The sequence below is a fragment of the Oleiphilus sp. HI0125 genome (assembly GCF_001635355.1).
Map to the genome: position 1 here is coordinate 1 of NZ_LWGF01000051.1, position 698 is coordinate 698.

General features: G+C 44.0%; 1 protein-coding gene. It reads left to right on the plus strand.

The features are described from left to right. On the plus strand, positions 1 to 698 hold a 698-nt coding region (locus A3762_RS00895), incomplete at both ends, for an HDOD domain-containing protein (protein WP_156493103.1).

Consider the following 698-nt stretch of genomic DNA (forward strand, 5'->3'; position numbering starts at 1 on the left):
ATTACTCGCCAAATCTCTCGCCATACTCACAAGCTACCCTAAACCAGAAGAAGCCTACTTGACCGGCTTATTACACAACATTGGAGAACTCGTACTCTCAAGAAACTTCAACAAAGAATATTTAACTCTGAGAGAAGAGCAGCCCGACGAAGATAAACGCTTAAAGCATGAGTTGGGTACATTCGGTATTGATCACGCAGAACTTGGTGCACAACTCGCAAACGAATGGGGGCTAAGCCCTTATGCAATCGATGCGATTCGTTATCATCACGCAAACACAGTCGACATTCTGGGCGCTCAGCATTTGGTCAAAATATTGTATGCTGCAAGCGCTCTTAGCAATGATGCGCAACAGAGCATGCAGCAGAGTGTTGAAACGACGAACAGCTTATTTGAACTCAACCCATCCCTCATCTCTGAAATCTGTCGAAAAATAGATGAAGAAGTTATCCAAGTAGCTGAGAGCATGGGCGTGCAACTCGACAAACAAGATGATCAAGAAGCACATATATCTCTAGCACGAGCCATTAGAGACCAAAATCTTCAAAACATTTCTCGGGATCTTGTTTCAAAAGCCAAGACAAAAATAGAACTCGCAACCCAAATTCAGCACTCTCTGTCACTACTGCTTGGCACTCGCCAAACGGCACTATTTTGGAACGAAGACAACGAACTTGTTCTTATCGAAGACAGCTACG